The sequence below is a fragment of the Bradyrhizobium sp. STM 3561 genome (assembly GCF_045571455.1).
Classification (GTDB): Bacteria; Pseudomonadota; Alphaproteobacteria; order Rhizobiales; family Xanthobacteraceae; genus Bradyrhizobium; species Bradyrhizobium vignae.
This window is the reverse complement of record NZ_CP120695.1, coordinates 1,857,873-1,873,622: the sequence shown is the minus strand read 5'-3', so window position 1 is coordinate 1,873,622 and position 15,750 is coordinate 1,857,873. Positions and strand designations below refer to the sequence as shown.

The following is a 15,750-nucleotide window of genomic DNA, read 5'->3' as shown; positions in this document are numbered from 1 at the left end:
GCTCAATCCACAAACGGTTCGACGATCGTGCGCTTGCCAAGCAGGAAGGCGTCGGCGACGAGACGAAGCGGCGTCAGGTCGACGTCGCTTGCGCCGGTCGCCGCGAGCTCGACGAAGCGACGGTAGAGCCCGCGATATTCCTCATCGGCCGCCTCGGCAAGCACCTTGCCGTCGACAGTCATGCGCGCGCCACCGCTGGACAGAGCAAGCCGGCCCTGATCGGTTTCGACAACGATATCCCAGCTCTGCGGACCGGTCTGGCGGAAATCGAACTCGGCGGTCACAGGCAGACCGTTGATATCCGTCAGTGTCAGGTTCGCCGCGATCGGCGCCTGGCGGTTCGCCGGAAAGGCCAGCTCGGCCGCGGTGACGAACACCGGCTTTGGCAGAATCCTGGTCAGGATCGACAGCGCATTGATACCGGGATCGAACACGCCGAGACCGCCTGGCTCCCAGATCCAGCCCTGCCCGGGATGCCAGACACGGACGTCTTCCTTCCAGCTGATGTGCACGGAAGCGATGCGGCGCTCGGCGAGCCATTGCCGCGCCGGCTCGACCGCCGGCGCATAGCGCGAATGCCAGGTCGCAAACAGTGTCCGCTTCGCACCCGCCGCCATCGCGATCAGCGGATCGAGCTCGGCGACGCCGGTGCCCGGAGGCTTCTCCAGCATGACATGCTTGCCGGCGGCGAGCGCGGCTGCGGCCTGGGCGCGGCGCACCTGCGGCGGCGTGCACAGCGACACCGCGTCGATCGGCGGACCTTTTTCCAGCAGCTCCTCGACGGTGGCGAAATGCGGCAGACCCGGAAGCGAAGCATTGCGGCTCGCCACCGCCGCGAGCGTCGCGCCCGGGGTCGCCGCGATCGCGCCGACATGCTGGTCGCGCGCGATCTTACCGAAGCCGACGATGGCGATGCGAAGGTCTGTCACGCTTGTTCTCCAGTATCTGCCGACGGCAGCGGCTCGGCCGGCGCGGTCTCGATCACCGTGCCCTCGTGGCGGCGCATGCCGTTATGAATGACATAGATCATGGCCTCGGAGGCGGCGTCCGCATCGCCCGCGGCGATGGCATCGACGATCTTCTGATGCCAAAGCAGCACGGTGTCGCGGTCCTCCGCCTCGACCGGGGCGCTGAGCAGGAACGAGGCGCGCAGCGCGGCCTCGATGACATGCCCGATCGAGCGCATGAACAGATTGCCGGAGGCGCGCGCCACGGCCACATGAAGCGCGAGATCGGCATCGGCAAAGCCCACCGAGTCGGACGCCTCATGCCGCATGCGCTCCATGCTGCGGCGGAGCTCGGCCAGATCCTCCTCGGACCGCTGCGCCGCTGCGAGCATGGCCGCACGTGGCTCGACTGCGAGACGGATCTCGGCGAGGTCGTTGAGGAAGCGCTTGTCGATGCCGGCATCCAGGTGCCAGGCCAGCACGTCGGCATCGAACATGTTCCAGGCGCCGCGCTCGCGCACGACGGTGCCGACGCGCGCCTTGGTGGTGAGCAGCCCCTTGGCGACCAGGGTCTTGACGCTTTCGCGCAGCACCGGCCGCGACACCCCGAACATCGCGATCATCTCGGCATCACCCGGCAAGCGCGTGCCTTCCGCATAGCGGCCGGCGATGATGTCGACGCCGATCGAACGGGCCACCTCCGCATGATTGGAGTGGGCCCGCCGCGTCGGGATGACGACGATGCGTGAGGTCATGTGGCTGCTCCTGCGCTCTTCCTCACCGGCCGGCGTGCAAGCACGACCAGCCCCTGCTGCAAGGCGATGAAAGCGAACAGCAGCACGCCGGTCGCGATCTTGGTCCACCAGCTCGACAGCGTCCCGTCGAAATTGATGAAGGTCTGGATCAGGCCCTGGATCAGCACGCCGAGGAAGGTGCCGATCACCGAGCCCTGCCCGCCCGTGAGCAGCGTGCCGCCGATCACGACGGCGGCGATGGTGTCGAGCTCGACGCCGACGGCGGAGAGCGAGTAGCCGGCGCTGGTGTAGAAGGAGAAGACGATGCCGGCGATCCCTGCGAGCAGGCTCGACAGCATGTAGATCTTGATCGTCATCTTGCCGACGGCAACGCCCATCAGGCTCGCGGTCGTGCGACTACCGCCGAGCGCATAGACATTGGCGCCGAACCGGGTGAGATGCAACAGCAAGGCGCCGCCGATCACGATCGCGAGCATGATGATGGCGATGGCGGTCAGTCGCCCACCCACGGGCATCCGTAAGGCGAAGTCCGACACGGTGGAATAGATCGGCGCGGTGATCGGCACCGATTCCGTCGACAGCAAGAAGCTTGCGCCGCGGGCGAGGAACATGCCGGCCAGCGTCACGATGAAGGGCGGCAGGTCGAAGACATGGATGACCGTGCCCATCGCAGCGCCAAAAGCGGCTGACAGCGCGAGGATGGCGACGAAGGCGACCAGCGGCGGCACGCCCCAGCGCTCGATCGCCAGCGCAACGAACACGGTGGTGAAACCGATCACCGAGCCGACCGACAGATCGATCCCGCCGGAGATGATGACGAATGTCATGCCGGTCGCGACGATGCCGAGAAAGGCATTGTCGGTGAGGAGATTGCCGACGACGCGGGTGGAGGCAATGTTGGGGAATTGCACCGCGCAAGCTGCGAAGCCCGCGACGAGCACGATGGCGGTGATAAGGACGGGCGGCAGGCCTTTCATGCCTTGGTCCTCCACAGCCTTGCGGCGATCCCGGCGAGACCGGAGAATTTCGGCGATTGCAGCAGCAGCACGGCGAGCACCACCACCGCCTTGACCAGCAGGTTGAACTCCGGCGGATAGCCCGACAACAGGATGCCGGTGTTCATGGTCTGGATGATCAGCGCGCCCAGCACTGCGAGCACGAGACTGAAGCGGCCGCCGAACAGCGAGGTGCCGCCGATCACCACGGCGAGGATCGCGTCGAGCTCGAGCCAGAGGCCGGCATTGTTGGCATCAGCCCCCATGATATCGGCCGCCGCGATCACGCCGGCGAGCGCGGCGCAGACGCCGCACCAGACATAGACGGCCAGGATCATCGCGCGGGTGCCGACACCGGCGAGCTCGCTCGCCCGTGCATTGCCGCCGGTCGCCTCGATCAGCAGCCCGAGCGCGGAGCCGCGCACGACTGCACCGGTGAGGATCAGCATGCCCAAGGCAATCACGATCGGCACTGGCAGGCCAAGCACCGACCCATTGCCGAGCCAGACCAGATCCGGCGAGGAGAACGTCACGATCCGCCCTTCGGTGATGAGCTGGGCGATGCCGCGACCCGCGACCATCAGGATCAGCGTGGCCACGATCGGCTGCATGCCGAGCACCGCGACGAGAAAGCCGTTCCAGAGGCCGCAGACGAGGCCTGCGCCGAGCGTGGCTGCCAGCACCACCGGGAGGCCGTGACCGTCGGCAAGGCTCGCCGCGATCGCACCGCAGATCGCCATGACCGCGCCGACCGAGAGGTCAATGCCACGCGTCGCGATCACCAGCACCATACCGAGCGAGAGTAGCGCCACCGGCGTGCCGCGGTTGAGCACGTCGATCAGGCTGCCGAACAGACGGCCGTCCTGGAGGCGCAGGTCGAAAAACTGCGGCGACACTACGCGATCGACCGCGAGGATGACGATCAGCGCGAGGATCTGGGCGAGGCCGCGGCGCGGCAGCAGCGCTGTCATGCTCCGGCCTCCTGCATCGCGGCGCCCTCGGCGGCGATGGCAGCGAGAATGTTGCCGACGTCGATCGCCTCGCCCGCGAGCTCTTCGACATGGGCCCGGTCGCGCAGCACGACGACGCGATCCGAATAGGTCACGATCTCATCGAGCTCCGATGAGATCACGAGCAGTGAAAGCCCATCATCGCAGAGCTCGCGGATCAGGCGGATGATTTCGGCATGCGCGCCGACATCGATGCCGCGCGTAGGTTCATCCAGGACGAGAAGCCGCGGTGATGTCGCGAGCCAGCGCGCCAGCAGCACCTTTTGCTGGTTGCCGCCGGAGAGGAGCCCCACCGGGCGTTCGGGATCTGACGGGCGGATGTCGAGCATCTTGACGTAGCGGCGCGCGATTTCATCCTGTTCGCGGCGTGACAGCGGGCGATGCAGGCCGCGCTTGGCCTGGAGCGCGAGCACGATGTTCTCGCGCACGCTGAGCTCGGCAACGATGCCGTCGGTCTTGCGCTCCTCCGGGCAATAGCCAAAACCATGGCGGACGCCGTCGCGCGGTGACTGCAACCGCACCGTCGCGCCTTCCACCCTCGCCTCTCCGCCATCGGCGCGCTCGGCACCGAACACCAGCCGCGCCGTCTCGGTGCGACCCGAGCCGAGCAATCCGGCAAGACCAACGACCTCGCCGTGGCGCAGCTCGAGATTGAAGGGCGCGATATAGCCGGCCTTGCCGTAACCCTTGAAGCTCGCGCAGATCTCGCGCGCCCCATGCTCGGTGGCGGAAGCCCGCACGCTGGTGGTCTCGGCCAGTTCGCGGCCGAGCATCATCCGGATCAATTCCAGCCGCGGCAGCGAGGCGGTCTCGCGCTCGCCGACGAGGCGGCCGTTGCGCAGCACCGTGATGCGGTCGGAGATCTCGTAGACCTGCTCGAGGAAGTGGCTGACGAAGACGATGCCGATGCCACGCTTGGCAAGCTCGCGCATGATGCCGAAGAGGATCTCGACCTCGTGGCGGTCGAGGCTCGCGGTCGGCTCGTCCAGGATCAGCACGCGCGCGGAGAGATCCACCGCGCGGGCAATCGCGGTGACATGCTGGATCGCCACCGAATAATTGCCGAGCGGCGCGGTGACGTCGATATCGAGGCCGAAATCTGCGAGCAACGCCTTGGCGCGGCGACGCATCTCGCCTTCGCGCACGACGCCGAAACGCATCGGTTGGCGATCAAGAAATAGGTTCTGCGCCACGGAGAGGTTCGGCAGCAGGTTAACTTCCTGGTAGACGGTGGCAATGCCGGCCTGGAGCGCCGCCTTGGCCGAGCGCGGCGCGACCTCTTCGCCACCGAGCCTGACAATGCCGGCATCGCGCGGGAATACGCCGGTGACGACCTTGATCAGCGTGGACTTGCCGGCGCCGTTCTCGCCGAGCAGCGCATGAATCTCACCGGCGCGGAGCGTGAAGTCGACCTCCTGCAACGCGCGCACCGCGCCAAAGCTCTTGCTGAGCCCGCGCACCTCCAGCAGCTGCGAAGCAGGATCGGAATTATTTTCCATCGCGACGTCACTCCCACCGGCGTCCGCTGATGATGCGGACGCCAAGCCTATTCGTTCGCGCAGCGGTTTCGAAGGGTGACCGGACCGCTGGAAGCAATCCGGCGTATTGCCCGCCTCAGTAACCGAGGCCCTTCTTGCTGTCGTAGATCTTCTGCGGATCGTCGGCGGCGGTATAGAGCTTGGACTCGGTCTGGATCCATTTCGGCGGTACCGTACCCTTGTCCTTGAACGCCGCGATGGCATCGAGCGCGGGCCCGGCCATGTTCGGCGTCAGCTCGACGGTGGCGTTGGCTTCGCCGGCGGCCATCGCCTTGAAGATGTCGGGCACCGCGTCGATCGAGACGGTGAGGATCTCCTTGCCGGGCTTGAGGCCGGCCTCCTTCATCGCCTGGATCGCGCCGACCATCATGTCGTCATTGTGCGCGTAGACGGCGCAGATCGACTTGCCGCCGCCTTCCGCCTTGATGAAGCTCTCCATCACCTCCTTGCCCTTGGCGCGGGTGAAGTCGCCGGTCTGGCTGCGCACCAGTTTCAGGTTCGCATGCTTGGCAATCGCAGTGTCGAAGCCCTTCTTGCGATTGGCGGCGACGCTGGCGCCGACCGTGCCCTGCAATTCGACGATGTTGCACGCCTTGCTGCCGACCGTCTTCGCCAGCCACTCGCCGGCGACCTCGCCTTCGTGCACGCTATCGGAGGTGACGGCGGTGAGATAGAGGTCCTTGCCGGAAGGATCGATATCGCGGTCGAGCAGCACGACCGGGATCTTGGCCTCCTTTGCTTCCTTCAGCACCGAATCCCACCCCGTCGAGACGACGGGCGCGAGGAAGATCGCATCGACGTTCTGCGCGATGAAGGAGCGGATCGCCTTGATCTGGTTTTCCTGCTTCTGCTGGGCGTCGGCGATCTTGAGATTGACCTGGCGCTTGGCGGCCTCCTGCTTGGAGACCGACGTCTCGGCCGCCCGCCAGCCGGATTCCGATCCGATCTGCGAGAAGCCGATGGTGAGCTGGCCGGCACTGGCCGGCAGCGCGAGCAGCAAGGAGGCCATGGCGCTGGCCGCAAAGAGGACTTTAGGGGTCATCAGGCGTGTCTCCCAAGATGTTTTATCCGGGGCGCCGATTGGTGTCATGGCACCCTCAGGCCAGCCTGTAGGCCGACGGAAGGCACTATTCCATGGAAGATGGGTTCCGACTAGTCATATTATTTGACTATTTGGAGGAAAATGCGCGTTCGCAACGATAGGCGAATCTAAGACACGCCAAGCGCGATATTGTTCCGGGGATGCAACGCGGAGATGAAGGAGATTGTGCGGCCGTTGGGATGAGTGAGTCTCTGCGAGGACGGTGACAGACGAGCTCGCGACCTCTCCTCCTCGTCATTGCGAGCGCAGCGAAGATTCCATGGGGAGTGGATAGCGACCAGGTCTGAGGCCAGACTGAGGGTTGCTGAATCCATTCAACCTGGAGACGACGATGTTGCTCGATCATCCTTCCGACGGACTGGCCGCTATCCGCACGCAGTTTGGCGCAATTTTTGTGTCATTGGAACTGAGCCGTTCGACATGGCTGGTCACTTCGCTGTCGCCCTGCAAGGGCGAGAAGATGTCCAAACGCAGCATGAAGGCCGGCGACCTTTCGGAACTGTTGAAGCTGTTTGCGGAGCTGAAGCGCAAGGCGCAGGCGCGAACGGGTGAGAGCTATCCGCTCATCACGATCCAGGAGGCGGGGCTGGACGGGTTCTGGCTTCACCGCGCCCTGCAGCAGGAAGGCATCGAGAGCCACATAGTCGATCCGGCCTCGATTGCGACGCCGCGCCGGCGCCGGCGGGCCAAGACGGACCGGCTGGATGGCGAGACGCTGTTGCGGACGCTGCTGGCCTACAAGCGCGGCGAGGTACGGGTCTGCGCCATGGTCGTTGCGCCCTCTCCGGCAGAGGAGGACCGCCGTAGGCTGTGCCGCGAGCGAGAGACCTTGATCGCGGAGCGGATCGAGCATGTGAACCGGATCAAGGGTCTTCTGTTCGCGCAAGGGATCTTCGACTACGCGCCGCTGCGGCGAGACCGGCGGAAGCGGCTGGAGGCCTTGCGGACGGGCGACGGGCGCGCCTTGCTGGCGCATCTGAAGGCGCAGATCAGCCGCGAACTCGACCGGCTCGAACTGCTGCTCGACCAGATCACGGCGGTGGAGCGCGAGCAGGATGCGTTGCTGGCCGCGAGCAAGGCGGCGGGGGAGAAGACCGTATCGAACCCGGTGGCAATGCTGCTCGAACTGAAGAGCCTGGGCCCGAACTTCACGGCCGTTCTCTGGTCGGAGGCCTTTTACCGGCAGTTCGCCAACCGCCGCCAGATTGCATCCTATGCCGGCCTTGCAGCCACGCCATGGCGCAGTGGCGGCATCGAGCGCGAGCAAGGCGTGTCGAAGGCTGGCAATCCGCGCCTGAGAACCACGATGATCCAGCTCGCCTGGCTCTGGGTACGCCACCAGCCTCAATCGGCTTTGACCCAGTGGTTCAAGGTGCACAGCCAACGCGGCCGCAAGCGCGCGATCGTGGCGCTCGCGCGCAAGCTGCTCGTGGCCCTCTGGAAGTACGTGACCGCGGGCGTGGTGATCGAGGGAGCCGAGATAAAGGCCGCCGCCTGACACCACGCTCCTCAGCCTCAAAGCCAATCCGCCGAGATTGATCAGCCTCGGCCGATCCGGGTGGACGAACCGATGGATTGCATGGCTTCAAACGCCGTAACGAAGAATGGTCTCGTCCTCTCGAGCCTGCCCGCCGCAAGCGGAATGTTGGTGCAGCCGCCGCCGCGCGGCGACCGAATGTGAGTTTGATCTGGCAAGCAAACCAGATTGCAAAAACCGGCTCGACCCTTGGATCGCCTGACGAAAAGGAGTTATCCGCCCGCTGCCCCGACTGCCAAAGCCTGATGGCGTGCTCGCTCGAGTCAAGGCCAAGTCGCTTCGCGACGGCCCTACGGGCCGACCTTGACTCGATCTGCGCGCGCCATCCTACGTGCTCCACGGTCGGGACGAAGAGCTGGCCTGCAATCGAACAAAGAGCTGAACAAACCGCCTTGACACACCAAATCCCCATGTGAGCAATCCAGAGTCGTTCCACGGACGGATTCTGGATTGCTTCGCTGCGCTCATGGAGCTCTGGGTCGCTCAAGCAGATTGACTCGTGGAGAGTCCCCTCACCCGATTGCATCTCCCCGCACGCGGGAGAGGCGAAGGCCGCAGCACTAAATCAGCTTGCGCTGCGCCAGGTTCTTCATCAGCGCGCCGATACCGAAGGTCCAGGGCTCGCACTCGTCGCTCGTGCGCATGCGGTTGACGAGCTTGCCGAGCTGGGGCGCTGCGATCGTGACGATGTCGTCGCGCTTGTGGGTGAAGCCCTGCCCCGGCGCGTCGCGATCCTTCACGGGTGCGAACATGGTGCCGAGGAACAGCACGAAACCATCGGGATATTGATGGATCTTGCCGATGGTCTGCGCGACGAGATCGGTCGGATCGCGGCTGATCTTGCTGATCGAGGAATGGCCGTCGAGGACGAAACCATCAGTGCCCGTCACGTTCAGGCTGATATCGAGCTTGCGCGCGTCGTCGAGCGTGAAGGTGTCGTCGAACAGGCGCAGCAGCGGACCAATGGAGCAGGACGCATTGTTGTCCTTGGCCTTCGAGAGCAGCAGCGCCGAACGGCCCTCGAAGTCCCGCAAATTGACGTCGTTGCCGAGCGCACCGCCGACGATCTTGCCGCGGCTCGAGACGAACAGCACGAGCTCGGGCTCTGGATTGTTCCAGGTCGATTTCGGATGCAGCCCGGCATCCATGCCGGTGCCGACCGAGGACAGGGTCGGCGCCTTGGTGAAGACTTCGGCATCCGGGCCGATACCGACTTCGAGATACTGGCTCCACGCGTTCTGATCGATCAGCACCTGCTTCAGGTGCATCGCCTGGTCCGAGCCCGGCTTGAGTTTTGACAGATCGTCGCCGATCAACCGCGTCACCTCTTTGCGGATCGCCTCGGCCGAGGCCGGATTACCCTTCGCGCGCTCCTCGATGACGCGTTCCAACATCGAGATCGCGAAGGTGACGCCGGCAGCTTTCAAGGTCTGGAGATCGACCGGCGCGAGCAGCCACGGCTTCTTGGAATCGCGACGATCGGGCGCCGTATTGGCAACAATGGATTCGAGATCGCCGATGCATTCGCCCTTGGTCGCAGCGAGCGCCTTGGCCGGATCGTCCTCCTCGCACAGCGCGCTGATGGTCGGAAATCGTGCGGTAACATCGAAGACGCCGTCGCCCCGGACGGCGACCACGGCCGGACCATTCACCTGCGGCAGCCAGACGCGGCCGGCCAATGTTCCCCGCGTGCCGTCCTCGGGGAGAAGGTCTTTCACAGTCAAACTCGTCATGGCCGGCGTCCTCGCTGTTTCTTTGGGATCGGTCGCATTTGCGGCGGCCGGTCCCATTGGCGAAGACCAATAAACGTCTGGCGCGGGAAGTCCAGAGCGGCCGCGACGAGCCGCTATGCCGCCGCCCGCGCCTCTTATGCCCCTGCTCGCGCCTTTCGCGCCGCGATCTGCTGCAGCGCCCAGCGCGCGTTCTTGCGCACATCGGGATCTGGATCGTCGGCGATGATGGCCAGGAACGCCTCGCCGTCGGGATGGGCGATCTCGCCAAGCGCCGCAGCCGCCTCTTTCCGCAAGTTCGCCTGGTCGTGGTTGACGCAATTGCCGATCGGCCGCACCGCCCGCTCGATCTTCATCTTGCCGAGGCTGCGGATCGCCTTCAGCCGCACCTGCCAGAACTCGTCGGCAAGGCAGACGGTCAGTTGATCGGCGGCCAGCGAACCGTTGATATTGAGGCCCAGCGTTTCGGCCGCCATCTCGCGCACCATCCAGTCGGCATCCTTCAACGCGCGCGTGATGGTCTCGGCCGCAGGTTTCATCTGCGAGAACGCCAGCGCGCTCACGGCGGCACGGCGCACATGAGCATCAGGGTCGTTGATCAACGCCGTTAGTGCCGGGATGGACTCCTCCAGCTTGAGAAAGCCGATCACGCCGATCGCTTGCACGCGGACGGCGGCGTCAGTGTCCTGGAGCGCTTCCAGCGCCGGCTTAAGCGTGTCCTTGCAGCGTAATTCCTTGAGCGCGCGCAGCGCGCCCATACGGACGAAGGCGTGGGCATGCTTCACCAGTGGCAGGATGATCTTGGCGCAGGCGGGATCCTTGAACTCTGCCATGCTGTCGGCCGCGGCTGCCGCAACGATCCTTTCGGGGTCGACAAGCAGCTTGACCAGTGCGCTCGCGGCCTCCGGCCCATCGAACTCCCCGAGCGCCATCGCGACCTGCTGGCGCACGCCCACATCGGGATCTGCGACCAAGTTGGCGAGATGCGCGACCGCTGCCGGATCGGCGGAATGGCCGAGCGCGATGATGGCGACGCGGCGCTCGGCGGGATCGGCGGCCTGAAGCCGCTCGTCGGCGTCCTCTAGATCGTCGTAGGATTCGAACGGGCTCGACATGATCACCTCAACAGATACGGAATGTTGACGGTGACGGCGCCGGTCGGGCAATCGGCCTCGCAGGGCATACAGTACCAACACTCGTCATAGGCCATGTAAGCCTTGTTCGTCATCTCGCTGATGCGCAGCACGTCGAGCGGGCAGACATCGACGCACACCGTGCAGCCCTTGTCCGCGATGCATTTGGCGTCGTCGACGACCACCGGAACCGATGTCTGATAGGACGCGAGAGGCATTTGATGTCTCCTGTTGCTGCATTTCTGGTGGATCAGGCCGAGGCGCGGATGCGCTGCTTGTCGTAGAGGTCCTTCTCGTCGTCGGAGATCGGCACGACGTACGGTTCGACTGCGCGCTTCTCGCTGGTCATCTTGCCGTCGCGCTTGCTCAGCAGCGCATGGCAGAACCAATTCTCGTTGTCCTTTTCCGGGAAATCCGTGCGCCAGTGATAGAGACCCCAGCGGCTCTCCTCGCGATAGAGCGAGGCGTGCGCGGCCATGTCGGCGCAGTCCATGATCGACTGCACTTCGAGGGCGCGGAGCAGCTCGTGCGCGTTGCGTGCGATCATGCGCTCCTGCATGTCCTCGCGCGCCTCCGCCAGACGGCGCATGCCGAGCTCGTATTTGCGCGTGACCTTCGGCGGCTGGAGATAGTCGTTGACCAGGCGGCGCGTCTTGTACTCGATCTGGTTCGGCGGAATGCCGTCCTCGCGCTTGGTCGGCGCCATCACGCGGTCGCGCTCCAGCGCGACATCGCCTGCGTCGAACTCCGCAAAATCATGTCCGTCGGCGAACTCCATCGCGTCGATGCCGGCGACCGAACCGTTGGTGAAGGCGCCCAGCATGTAATTGTGCGGCACGCTCGCCATGTCGCCGGCTGCGTAAAGACCAGGAATGGTGGTGCGCGCATTGTCGTCGACGAACACGCCGGAGGCACTGTGGCCGGAGCAGAAGCCGATCTCGGAGATGTGCATCTCGATCGACTCGCTGCGATAGTCGACGCCGCGCCCCTGCTGGAACAGGCCGCGCGTCGGACGCTCGACCTTGTGCAGCGTGGACTCGATCTCGGAGATGGTGTCGGGGTGCAGATGCTTGAGCTGGAGGAACACCGGGCCCTTGCCGGACAAGAGCTCGTTGTAGAACTCCAGCATCATCTGACCGGACCAGTAGTCGCATTCGATGAAGCGCGCGCCTTCGTTGTTCGCCGTATATGCGCCGAAGGGACCCGCGACATAGGCGCAGGCCGGGCCGTTATAGTCCTTGATCAGCGGATTGATCTGGAAGCATTCGAGGTTCGCGAGCGCCGCGCCGGCGTGATAGGCCATGGCGTAGCCGTCGCCGGAATTGGCGGCGTTCTCGTAAGTGCCGAACATGTAGCCGGAGGTCGGCAAACCGAGCCGGCCGGCCGCGCCCATGCAAAGGATCACGGCCTTGGCCTTGATCACCAGCATCTCCGCCGTGCGCGTATTGACGCTGATCGCACCGGCGATGCGGCCATCAGAGGACTTCAGCAGCCGCGTTGCCATGTAGCGGTTTGAGATCAAGATGCGGGCGCGGCGAAGCTGGCGGTACAGCGCCTTCTTCACGGTCTCGCCGTTCGGCATCGGCAGGACGTAGGTGCCGATATGGTGCACCTTCTTGACCGCGTAGTCGCCGTTTTCGTTCTTGAGGAAGCGGATGCCGAAGCTGTCGAGTTCTTCGATGATTTTGTAACAGTTCTGCGCGTATTTATAGACCGCCTTCTGGTCGACGATGCCGTCGTTGGCGATGGTGATTTCCTTGGTGTACTGCTCCGGCGTCGCGTAGCCGGGGATGACGGCATTGTTCAGTCCATCCATGCCCATCGAGATCGCGCCGGAGCGTTTGACGTTGGCCTTTTCGAGCAGGACGACATTGGCTTTCGGGTTCTTCAGCTTCGCCTTCAGCGCCGCCATCGGGCCGGCCGTGCCGCCGCCGATCACCAGCACATCGCAGGAAACCTCCGAAAGTCCGTCGACAATCTGATCTAGTGCCATCACTTGCTCCTGGTTCGCCGATCCGGCGCCTTTGCGTCAGATTTGTTCAGGGGGCGTCCCGGCGATAGCAATTAGTTGTCGCCGGGATGCGATTTGCGGCTCAGCGCTCGACGAAGGCCTTTTCGATGACGAAATGGCCGGGCTGGCTGTGATTGCCCTCGACGAAGCCGCGTGCGGCGAACATCGCGTGCAGTTCCTCCAGCATCGCGGGGCTGCCGCACAGCATGATGCGGTCGGTCTCGATGTCGAGGCCTGGCCGCCCGATGTCGTCGAACAGTTGGTTTGAGGCGATCAGGTCGGTGATGCGGCCGCGGTTCCGGAACGGCTCGCGGGTGACGGTCGGGTAGTAGACCAGCTTGTCGCGGATCAAGGGGCCGAAGAATTCGTGACTGCGCAGGCCCGCGACGAGGTGCTCGCCATAGGCGAGTTCCGAGATCTGGCGACAGCCATGGGCGAGCACGATCGTCTCGTAATTCTCGTAGACGTCGGGGTCCTTGATCAAGCTGGCGAAGGGCGCGAGTCCCGTGCCGGTCGAGAGCAGTAACAGGCGCTTGCCTGGCATGAGATTGCCGGTGATCAACGTGCCCGTCGCCTTGCGGCCGACCAGGATGATGTCGCCTTCTCTGATCTTCTGCAGGCGCGAGGTTAGCGGACCGTCCTGGACCTTGATCGAGAAGAATTCGAGCGCCTCCTCGTGATTGGCACTGGCCATGCTGTAGGCCCGCATCAGCGGCTTGCCTTCGACTTCGAGCCCGATCATCGCGAACTGGCCGTTCTGGAAGCGGAAGCCGGGATCTCGCGTTGCGGTGAAGCTGAACAGAGAATCGGTCCAGTGCCTGACCGACAAAACCCTTTCCCTCTGAAATGCGCTCATGATCTCTCCTTCGCCATCGGTGACGTTCAAGGTTTCCGAGAGAGGAGAGCCCGGCAATTCGGAAGTGAAATTCCCAGTCGATTAGTTGCACATTTCGCGAGCGATGACCGAAGACGAGGCAGCGAAGGCCATCGCCACGTGTCCGCACCGGCAATTAGTTGCTATTCGTGGGCGCCTGCGCCGACGTAGAGAGAAGCCGGAGATTTATCATGACCATGACCGCATTGCTGGCACCGACCGTAGCCGACTATGAAGCCAGCGCCGATCTGGCGGCGCTCCTCGTCCGCACCACGCAGAACGATGCGTTGAGCGTCACTGCCGAAACACTCCGCCTCTCCTGCAAATGCGCCCACTGCACCCGCGCCCGCTTCGACGGCCGCTTCCCGGAAGCATTTCCGGGGATTGCGATCACCGAGATTGGCGATCTCGGCTACGGACTGAACATCTCATTCTCGGACGGACATAACCGGGGGATTTACCCGAAGCCGTATTTGCTGAGCTTGGCGGGGCAGTGAAGCCGGCTGCTCGCTCCTCAAATTGCCGGTCGGCTCAGTTCGCGAGCAGCTCCCGGGCGTCGATGATGTGAACATCGACACTGCCAGAACCGCGTGCGATCCGTACGCTGTGCCCGGTCCCACCGGCACGTCCTGGTTCCTCATGCTGGTTCCACAGGGCAAGCAGCATGATTTTCTTCGCCGAGCTGGACAACGCCATTCTCAGCACCCATTCGTTGCCGCGCTCCCAGGCATCGACTCCCGCCTTGGTGCTCAGCCAATTCGGCAACCCTGCACGGTCGCTCAGTTCGAGCACTGGCCGCTTCTCGAGCAGATTGAAATACCGGGTTCGCCACGCATCAAATCCATCAGTGAAAACCTGGCTGGCATAGACGTTCCGGGGCATCGGAAGGCACAGCGTGCTGTCGACATTGATCTCTCCGCAAACCTCGTGACAGATGATATCGCTGCCCGGCGCAGCCGATGCCAATACGCGAAGCTTCCTTCCCTCCTTTTGAAGGCTCAGAAGCCGGTCCTTGATGAGCTGTCGGGCCTTTTCGACCCTATCGGGAGGGAAGCGAGGCTCGGGACGGCCCGGCTCATCGATCAAGTGCCCGGAGAAAATGACCATCTCATAGTCTTCCTTCGCAGCGGGCCGGCACAGATGCGCCTCGACAGCCGCGATCACCGCGTCGGCCAAGTTCGGGCGGAAGCCAAGGCTGTCAAACAGTTTCATCTGCCCCTTGGCAGCGTCCCAGGCAAAGAGGTGGGATTCCGAAACGCTATCGCGATAAAGTCGAGCGACGCGAGAGGCGTTCGGCTCCACCAAAAAAGCCAGATCGGCCGGGCCCATTTTGGCCCAAACGCGATCCTTGTGACCTTCCGGCAAACGCTCCAAGGCGGCATCGATGACCAGCGGCAAGAGCGCGCTGAGCTGATCGACTGACTGACGGAGCTTCTCGCGGTAGTATGAAGCCCCACCATTGCTCGGAAACGACGCTTCCCATTCTTCCGCATCTTTGGAAAGGTCCAACGCAATTTGGCCGAGCTGAAAGGCGGCGAGGCCTGACCAAAAATGATTCAAGTCCGTCAGGTAGGCGTCACGATATGCTTCATATGCCTCTCTGAGCGTCGCGCTGGTGGCGATCCTTCGTCTCTCGGCCTGATCCGGCACCGTTTCGAAACTCAATCGCCACGACGTCTTCTTGTTTCGCCCCTTCAAGGCGAGCGCTTCGGCGCGCTGCGCGGCCGTAACGCCCTGACCGAGCGACAGGACGCGAGCGATTGCAGCATCGGATGCAGCAAAGAGCTGGGGTTGATTTCGGCCTTGCGCGCGTTCTTTTCGATATCGTCGCTCGTAGATATTGGCCAATGCGAGGTTGGCAGCGACATCGTTTGGATAGACTTCAACGACCTGACGAAGGTCGTAAGCGCTCCGTCATAGTCTTCGAGATCCCATTGCGCCTGGCCGATCATGCGAAGTGCCGGCCACTCGAAGCGGAGGCCCTCCACTTCCTTCGCAAGCAGACGCAACCAACCCATCGAGTGTGCGGCTCTCGCCCGGTCGATTTCTTCGATCAACTCGTTGGGAATGACCTGCGAGACGGCGGCCGGCTCGACTTCGGGTAAGGTCGGCAACATC

At 63.9% G+C, this 15,750-nt stretch carries 14 protein-coding genes; 2 read left to right on the top strand and 12 right to left on the bottom strand.

What is annotated here, in order from left to right:
* Nucleotides 1-2: 2 nt before the first annotated feature.
* The 6 genes from P6U28_RS08460 to ytfQ form a co-directional block, all read right to left on the bottom strand.
* Nucleotides 3-929: a Gfo/Idh/MocA family protein gene (locus P6U28_RS08460; RefSeq protein ID WP_122404031.1), complete on the bottom strand. Its 927-nt coding sequence runs from the start codon at nt 927-929 to the stop codon at nt 3-5.
* Complete coding sequence (locus P6U28_RS08455; protein WP_122404032.1) at nt 926-1,702, bottom strand: FadR/GntR family transcriptional regulator; 777 nt, start codon at nt 1,700-1,702, stop codon at nt 926-928. Before P6U28_RS08455 ends, P6U28_RS08460 begins: the two co-directional genes overlap by 4 nt.
* Nucleotides 1,699-2,679: a galactofuranose ABC transporter, permease protein YjfF gene (gene yjfF, locus P6U28_RS08450; RefSeq protein ID WP_407122046.1), complete on the bottom strand. Its 981-nt coding sequence runs from the start codon at nt 2,677-2,679 to the stop codon at nt 1,699-1,701. Before yjfF ends, P6U28_RS08455 begins: the two co-directional genes overlap by 4 nt.
* Nucleotides 2,676-3,668: an ABC transporter permease gene (locus P6U28_RS08445; protein WP_122404034.1), complete on the bottom strand. Its 993-nt coding sequence runs from the start codon at nt 3,666-3,668 to the stop codon at nt 2,676-2,678. Before P6U28_RS08445 ends, yjfF begins: the two co-directional genes overlap by 4 nt.
* Nucleotides 3,665-5,206 (bottom strand): sugar ABC transporter ATP-binding protein, encoded by a 1,542-nt coding sequence (locus P6U28_RS08440; RefSeq protein ID WP_122404035.1) that lies wholly within the window; start codon nt 5,204-5,206, stop codon nt 3,665-3,667. Before P6U28_RS08440 ends, P6U28_RS08445 begins: the two co-directional genes overlap by 4 nt.
* 115 nt (nt 5,207-5,321) lie before the next feature.
* Complete coding sequence (gene ytfQ / locus P6U28_RS08435; RefSeq protein ID WP_129143062.1) at nt 5,322-6,287, bottom strand: galactofuranose ABC transporter, galactofuranose-binding protein YtfQ; 966 nt, start codon at nt 6,285-6,287, stop codon at nt 5,322-5,324.
* 391 nt (nt 6,288-6,678) lie between these two features.
* On the opposite strand from ytfQ, the gene P6U28_RS08430 reads away from it, so the two are divergent.
* A complete protein-coding gene (locus P6U28_RS08430; protein WP_407119977.1) occupies nt 6,679-7,845 on the top strand; it encodes an IS110 family transposase in 1,167 nt (388 codons plus the stop codon).
* Between the two features lie 599 nt (nt 7,846-8,444).
* Here the strand turns inward: P6U28_RS08430 and P6U28_RS08425 are convergent.
* The 5 genes from P6U28_RS08425 to P6U28_RS08405 all read right to left on the bottom strand — a co-directional run bounded on the left by P6U28_RS08425 (nt 8,445) and on the right by P6U28_RS08405 (nt 13,614).
* Entirely contained in the window at nt 8,445-9,617 is a 1,173-nt protein-coding gene (locus tag P6U28_RS08425; protein WP_122406743.1) for a fumarylacetoacetate hydrolase family protein, read from the bottom strand.
* Nucleotides 9,618-9,751: 134 nt separating this feature from the next.
* On the bottom strand, nt 9,752-10,729 hold the full coding sequence (locus tag P6U28_RS08420) for a HEAT repeat domain-containing protein (protein ID WP_162500349.1): 978 nt from the start codon (nt 10,727-10,729) through the stop codon (nt 9,752-9,754).
* A 2-nt stretch (nt 10,730-10,731) separates the two neighbouring features.
* Entirely contained in the window at nt 10,732-10,965 is a 234-nt protein-coding gene (locus tag P6U28_RS08415; RefSeq protein ID WP_011085981.1) for a ferredoxin family protein, read from the bottom strand.
* A 32-nt stretch (nt 10,966-10,997) separates the two neighbouring features.
* A complete protein-coding gene (locus P6U28_RS08410; RefSeq protein WP_407122044.1) occupies nt 10,998-12,740 on the bottom strand; it encodes a fumarate reductase/succinate dehydrogenase flavoprotein subunit in 1,743 nt (580 codons plus the stop codon).
* A gap of 100 nt (nt 12,741-12,840) precedes the next feature.
* Nucleotides 12,841-13,614, bottom strand: coding sequence for a ferredoxin--NADP reductase (locus P6U28_RS08405; protein WP_122406744.1), 774 nt, complete (start codon nt 13,612-13,614; stop codon nt 12,841-12,843).
* Nucleotides 13,615-13,823: 209 nt separating this feature from the next.
* On the opposite strand from P6U28_RS08405, the gene P6U28_RS08400 reads away from it, so the two are divergent.
* The gene (locus tag P6U28_RS08400) at nt 13,824-14,129 is read left to right on the top strand and encodes a gamma-butyrobetaine hydroxylase-like domain-containing protein (RefSeq protein WP_122404039.1); all 306 of its coding nucleotides are present in this window, start codon (nt 13,824-13,826) and stop codon (nt 14,127-14,129) included.
* Nucleotides 14,130-14,163: 34 nt separating this feature from the next.
* Here the strand turns inward: P6U28_RS08400 and P6U28_RS08395 are convergent, their stop codons facing one another.
* Nucleotides 14,164-15,480, bottom strand: a complete 1,317-nt coding sequence (locus P6U28_RS08395; protein ID WP_407122043.1) for a hypothetical protein — start codon at nt 15,478-15,480, stop codon at nt 14,164-14,166.
* Nucleotides 15,481-15,750 lie beyond the last annotated feature (270 nt).

What these genes read in the sequence shown, in the direction of transcription:
- P6U28_RS08455 (WP_122404032.1), bottom strand. Translation starts at nt 1,702, where the DNA reads ATGACCTCACGCATCGTCGTCATCCCGACGCGGCGGGCCCACTCCAAT.
- yjfF (WP_407122046.1), bottom strand. Translation starts at nt 2,679, where the DNA reads ATGAAAGGCCTGCCGCCCGTCCTTATCACCGCCATCGTGCTCGTCGCG.
- P6U28_RS08445 (WP_122404034.1), bottom strand. Translation starts at nt 3,668, where the DNA reads ATGACAGCGCTGCTGCCGCGCCGCGGCCTCGCCCAGATCCTCGCGCTG.
- P6U28_RS08440 (WP_122404035.1), bottom strand. Translation starts at nt 5,206, where the DNA reads ATGGAAAATAATTCCGATCCTGCTTCGCAGCTGCTGGAGGTGCGCGGG.
- ytfQ (WP_129143062.1), bottom strand. Translation starts at nt 6,287, where the DNA reads ATGACCCCTAAAGTCCTCTTTGCGGCCAGCGCCATGGCCTCCTTGCTG.
- P6U28_RS08430 (WP_407119977.1), top strand. Translation starts at nt 6,679, where the DNA reads ATGTTGCTCGATCATCCTTCCGACGGACTGGCCGCTATCCGCACGCAG.
- P6U28_RS08425 (WP_122406743.1), bottom strand. Translation starts at nt 9,617, where the DNA reads ATGACGAGTTTGACTGTGAAAGACCTTCTCCCCGAGGACGGCACGCGG.
- P6U28_RS08420 (WP_162500349.1), bottom strand. Translation starts at nt 10,729, where the DNA reads ATGTCGAGCCCGTTCGAATCCTACGACGATCTAGAGGACGCCGACGAG.
- P6U28_RS08415 (WP_011085981.1), bottom strand. Translation starts at nt 10,965, where the DNA reads ATGCCTCTCGCGTCCTATCAGACATCGGTTCCGGTGGTCGTCGACGAC.
- P6U28_RS08410 (WP_407122044.1), bottom strand. Translation starts at nt 12,740, where the DNA reads ATGGCACTAGATCAGATTGTCGACGGACTTTCGGAGGTTTCCTGCGAT.
- P6U28_RS08405 (WP_122406744.1), bottom strand. Translation starts at nt 13,614, where the DNA reads ATGAGCGCATTTCAGAGGGAAAGGGTTTTGTCGGTCAGGCACTGGACC.
- P6U28_RS08400 (WP_122404039.1), top strand. Translation starts at nt 13,824, where the DNA reads ATGACCATGACCGCATTGCTGGCACCGACCGTAGCCGACTATGAAGCC.